Origin of the sequence: Mesorhizobium sp. M5C.F.Ca.IN.020.32.2.1 (assembly GCF_004023105.1) — a bacterium.
Classification (GTDB): Bacteria; Pseudomonadota; Alphaproteobacteria; order Rhizobiales; family Rhizobiaceae; genus Mesorhizobium; species Mesorhizobium wenxiniae.
In genome coordinates, this window is sequence record NZ_RZSX01000458.1 from 1 (window position 1) to 5075 (window position 5075).

Here is a 5075-nt window from a genome sequence, read left to right on the forward strand (position 1 = left end):
CGCCGGCACTGGGGTCAGTCGGTGCACGACAGCCGCGGCTGAGAGCCCTGCCGACGGCTTTTTTGGTCTTGGACTTAGCGGTTACGCTCAGATCTTCTGCTTGGTACCCGCGCTCTTGCCGTCCGAGCTTTTCGACCGCTCGTCGAAGCGGACCGCGCCCTTTTTGAGCGGGCGGCCGGTTTCCGCTTCCGTCTTGCGTTCGTCCTTCGCCGCAGTTTGGTTCAATCCCTTGGCCGCTTGCTTGCCCCTCGCTGTCGGTGCCTGTTCAACGCCCATGGTATCCTCCTCGGTCTCGCGCCAATCGCTTGGCACGACTTCCAACGCAGCGGCAACGCGGCGGTTCCGGCAGGACTGTCGGCAATGGCGGTAGATTTAGCGTGTCGCCTTCATTGCCTTGCGAAACGCTTCAACTGTCTCGGCGCTGATGCGTCGGCCAGAGGCGATCTGGACTGACGCGACAAATCGGCAGTCTGCGCTATCTTGAGGCCATGACCGATCTCGCCGATGTGCGCCGCTTTTATGCGCGAATGATGGCTGCCAATGCAGGTCCGGCCGATCCGCGTCTCGAAGACGTGTTCGCCGCGGTGCCGCGCGAGGCTTTTCTCGGGCCCGGGCCGTGGTCGGTCGTCGCCGGCAACGGTAACGTCGAAACGCCGAGCGCCGATCCTGTTCACGTCTATCAGAACGTGCTGGTGTCGCTCGACTCCGACAAAGGCATCAACAATGGCGAGCCGTTCCTGCATGCCATGTGGATCGGCAAGGTGGCGCCAAAACCCGGCGAGACCGTCACCCATGTCGGCGCCGGCACCGGCTACTACACAGCTCTGCTGGCACAGCTGGTTTCACCCGGCGGCGCAGTCACCGCCTTCGAACTGGAATCCAGTCTCGCCGACCGCGCGAGACAGAACCTCGAAGCCTTTGGCAATGTGACCGTCATCCATGGCGATGCGGTCATCGGCAGCCTGCCACCGTCCGATATCATCTATGTCAATGCCGGCGTCGCAGCACCACCGGCCGAGTGGCTGAAGGCGCTGAAGCCTGGCGCCCGCATGGTCTTTCCGTGGCGTCCGACCGAGCGCGTTGGCCTCGCGGTCATGGTGACTCGCACCGAACAAGGCTTTGCCTGCGATCCGTTCATGCGGTCATGGTTCATCCCTTGCACCGGCGCCTCGGCAGTAGCCCCCGCGGCGAAGGTCCTCGACCGCGACAAGGCGGCACGAAGCCGTTCGATATGGCTGACGGCCGGCAAGGCGCCGGACCGCACCGCTACCGCCATCATCGGCGACGTCTGGTTCTCGTCGCAAGACGTTGGCGGCAGGCGGTCGCCGTGACGTCGGCGAGGCGAGGCATTCCGTGCTTGCCGATCGTCGCTGGCTGGCGCGCCAGAAATTTTCCGGTCCCTGTCGGACCGGTGTCTGCTCGACCGTCCTTTGGCCGAAATCCGACCCCGACGGCACGGATGATGAAAAAGGGAGCGTTCCAATGAGGAAGATCATCACCGCAACATTCGTCAGCCTCGACGGCGTCATGCAAGCACCAGGCGGACCGGAGGAAGACCCGGTCGGCGGCTTCGAGTTCGGCGGCTGGACGGTTCACTACTGGGATGACGTGATGGGCGCCGCCATGGGCGAGACGTTTTCGAAATCGTTCGCGCTGCTTCTCGGCCGCAAGACCTATGACATTTTCGCCGCGCATTGGCCGTATCAGAGCGGTCCGATTGCTGACAGCTTCAACGCCGTCACCAAATATGTGGCGACGCACAGGCCCGACACGCTGTCGTGGCAAAACAGCCGGTCGCTCGGCAGCGATGTCGTGGCGGCTCTGCGCCAGCTCAAGCAGGAGGAAGGCCCGGACCTGCTCATCCAGGGATCGAGCGAGCTGATCCAGACCTTGCTCGCCAACGACCTGATCGACGAGATCAGCCTGCTGATCTTCCCGCTGGTGCTGGGCAAGGGCAAGCGGCTGTTCGGCGACGGCGCGATGCCCGCCGCCTTCAAGCTCACCCGCTCGCAGACGTCGAGCACCGGTGTCATCATGGCGACCTATGAGCGCGCCGGCGAGATCAAGACCGGGTCTTTCGTGCCGGAACAGCCTTCCGAAGCCGAGCTCGAACGGCGTAAGAACTGGAAGTAAGCATGCTGGGGATCATCCCCGACAGGCGGCGCTGCCCTCATCCCCCTGCCGGGACCTTCTCCCCGTATGGAGACGGGGAGAAGGGGCTCGGCGCACGGTTGGCGCCCTTCCCAGCTACCCCCTTGATTGGCGAAACCATCCATGACGGCGTCCTTCTCCCGTCCCTATACGGGGAGAAGATGGCGGCAGCCAGATGAGGGGCAGCGCGACGCTTCCAGTCAATACCCTCACGCCGCCTGTTGCCGACGCGCCAGCCCGTCGCGGATGCACGCGGCAAACTCCCGCGCGGCGGGCTCGACGCCATGCTTCGGCAGATGCAGGTTTATCGAGAAATTCGGCAAGGCCGGCAGTTCCGGATCGGCGGACAGGATGTCGAGGTCTGCAGGCACGGTGGAGGCCAGCCAGGTGGTGACGGCCAGGTCCGAGCGCACCGTCGCCGTCGTCGCGTCGAGATTGCCGTTCTCGAACACGGTCCGCCATTCCAGCCCATGCTCGCCGAGCGCCGCCAGCACCGCCGGGCGGAAGGCGCAGGTTTCGGCCACCATCGAAACCGGCAAAGGCCGTTTGTGGCGAGCGATGCCGCCTTTGGAGCCGACCCAGACCAGCCGGTCGATGGCGAGACATTCGCCGGCGGACGGGCCCACCGGTTCCTCGATCACGGCAAGGTCTATCGTACCAGCCGCCAATGCCGCCGCAAGTTCCGGCGACGAGGCGCAGACCAGCGAAATCTCAACCTGCGGATAGGTTTCGGCATAGGTCTTCAGCATCGGCGCAAGCATGGTGCCAACCAGATCATACGGCACGCCGAGCCGCACCTCACCCGCGACCGCGCTGGTCGCCATCTCGGCCCATATCTCGTCATTCAGGGAGAGCAGGCGCTTGCCCTTGCCGAACAGTCGCTCACCGGAACGGGTCAGCCTCAGGCCGCGCCGGTCGCGCTCGAACAGGCTGCAGCCGAAAACCTCCTCCAGACGCTTGATCTGCTGGCTGACGGCGCCTTGCGTCAAATGCAGCGCGTTGGCCGCCGCCGTCATGCTGGCCTTGTCGGCGACGGTGACGAAAGTCCGGACCAAAGCCGTGTCTAGATTGCGGATCATGGGCTGCATTATATTCTCTAATGCTAGGCATAGCAAAGATTGCATTTACTGATGCATGCCCATGCTTAGCATGCTGGTTCCCAACAGAGGAAACAGCATGTTTGAGACCATCCTTCCGCTCGTCCTGTTGCGCTGGTCTCGACCTCCACGCCCGGCATGGCCACGACCTTGTCGACTGCGTCCGGGGCACAGTTCGGCTTTCGCCGCTCAGTTCCGCTGATGGCCGGCAGTGCGGCCGGCCTGGCCACGGTGGCCGCGGCCGGTGCGGCCGGGCTCGCCGGTCTGCTGGCGGCCGCTCCGTCCTTGCAACTGGCGATGAAGATAGCCGGATCGCTCTATCTGATCTGGCTCGCCTTCAAGATCGGCCGCAGCGGCCCACCCAATCTGGACATGACCATGAACAGGCCGAACAGCTTTTTCGGTGGCGCCGTCTGCAATGGATGAATCCCAAGGGCTGGGCCATGGGGCTGGGCGCTGCGGCGTCGTTTGCAGCACTCGCCGACGGACCGCTGCAGCTTGCCGTTTTGCTCGGCATGGTCTTTGGCCTGGCGGCCGCGCTGTCGCTGTCGGCGTGGAGCATGGCGGGCACGCTGCTTGCCCGGCTGCTCAGAACCGAGCGGCAGTGGCGCGCGCTCAACATCGCGCTCGGCCTGCTGCTCGCCGCCTCGATCATTCCGATGTGGCGGCCGGCGTAGACGCCAACCGCCACGCCTTGGTTCAAGCTGCGTAGCGCGCAGCCGGTTTGTCAGCGTGCAGGCTGCCGTAAAAGGCTTGCCGGGCGCCGAGAAAAATGTCGAGCTTGGCCGCATCGGCAAGCGCCGGCGCGGTGACGGCTTCGCCCCTGGCCAGACCAACAAGTGCGGCGTCGACCAGATCGTCGGCCGTCATGATGATCTCCTTCGGAAGGCTATCGATATCGCTTCCGGCAACCTCCCAGAAATCGGTCCGGGTAGCGCCCGGCAGTACGACCTGCGCCTTCACCTCGGTGCCGGCGACTTCACGCTGCAAGGCCTCGGTGAAGTTGACGACGTAAGCCTTGGTGCCGCTGTAGATGCCGCCGAAGGAGGTATCGAAGGCGAGCACCGAGGCGATGTTGACGATGGCCCCGCGGTTGCGCGCGATCAGGCCCGGCAGCACGGCGCGTGTTAAACGTGTCAGCGCCACGACATTGACCTTGATCATGCGCTCGGCGACGTCAGCGTCGGCTGTCGCCACCACTTGCGCCCCACCGAGGCCGGCGTTGTTAACCAGCAGCGTAACGCTCTCGTCGGCTGATATGGCCTGCTCGACGCGGCGCAGATCGTTGTCGTCCGCGAGGTCGGCACTGATCACGCTGACCTTGCGGCTATAGGCATAGCGCAGCTTCTCCGCCAGTTCCTCGAGCCGGTCGGCGCGCCGCGCCACCAGCACCAGATCATAGGCCTGACCCGCCAGCCGGTCTGCATAAACCGCGCCGATACCCGACGAAGCGCCGGTGACCACCGCCGTGCCTTTGTTGCTTTGTCCACTCATTCTACTGTTCCTTCTCGACCGATTTGCTTCGCTTCAACCTAGGCGCCGGTGACATAGGCAATCGCCACCCGCCTCGCCGGCAAGCCATCTGATCTCATTTAGTGGTATATGCCATCATTCGCGAAGTAGGCATATGCCATTAACTTGTCAATGATGGAACCGAAGATTATTTGTGGAGCGGCGGCTGGACATCATCTCGCCCCGTCAAGGAAACACGATGCCGAAAGCCACCCTCCCCGGCCTGACCCTTTGCAGCAACGCCATGCTGCGCCGCGCAACGCGCAAGCTCGGCCAGTTCTATGACGATGTGCTGGCCCCCTCGGGTCTGAAGGC

Annotated in this window: 5 protein-coding genes and 2 pseudogenes; 4 read left to right on the forward strand and 3 right to left on the reverse strand. The window is 64.1% G+C overall.

All coding sequences use genetic code 11. The features are described from left to right. Positions 1–87: 87 nt before the first annotated feature. Entirely contained in the window at positions 88–276 is a 189-nt protein-coding gene (locus EOA86_RS21585) for a hypothetical protein (protein ID WP_128343491.1), read from the reverse strand. Positions 277–488: 212 nt separating this feature from the next. Between EOA86_RS21585 and EOA86_RS21590 the strand changes: the two genes are divergently transcribed. Next, a complete protein-coding gene (locus EOA86_RS21590; protein ID WP_128343493.1) occupies positions 489–1331 on the forward strand; it encodes a protein-L-isoaspartate O-methyltransferase in 843 nt (280 codons plus the stop codon). A 151-nt stretch (positions 1332–1482) separates the two neighbouring features. Beyond that, positions 1483–2133, forward strand: a complete 651-nt coding sequence (locus tag EOA86_RS21595) for a dihydrofolate reductase family protein (RefSeq protein ID WP_128343495.1) — start codon at positions 1483–1485, stop codon at positions 2131–2133. A gap of 227 nt (positions 2134–2360) precedes the next feature. Here the strand turns inward: EOA86_RS21595 and EOA86_RS21605 are convergent, their stop codons facing one another. Then, positions 2361–3230, reverse strand: a complete 870-nt coding sequence (locus EOA86_RS21605) for a LysR substrate-binding domain-containing protein (protein ID WP_065009286.1) — start codon at positions 3228–3230, stop codon at positions 2361–2363. 97 nt (positions 3231–3327) lie between these two features. Here EOA86_RS21605 and EOA86_RS21610 point away from each other — a divergent pair. Then, positions 3328–3925 (forward strand): annotated as a pseudogene (locus EOA86_RS21610) (LysE family translocator). Between the two features lie 22 nt (positions 3926–3947). On the opposite strand, the gene EOA86_RS21615 reads toward EOA86_RS21610, so the two are convergent. Beyond that, complete coding sequence (locus tag EOA86_RS21615; RefSeq protein WP_128343497.1) at positions 3948–4742, reverse strand: SDR family oxidoreductase; 795 nt, start codon at positions 4740–4742, stop codon at positions 3948–3950. Positions 4743–4959: 217 nt separating this feature from the next. Between EOA86_RS21615 and EOA86_RS40510 the strand changes: the two are divergent. Continuing rightward, positions 4960–5075: pseudogene (locus tag EOA86_RS40510) on the forward strand (MarR family transcriptional regulator); the annotation flags it as partial.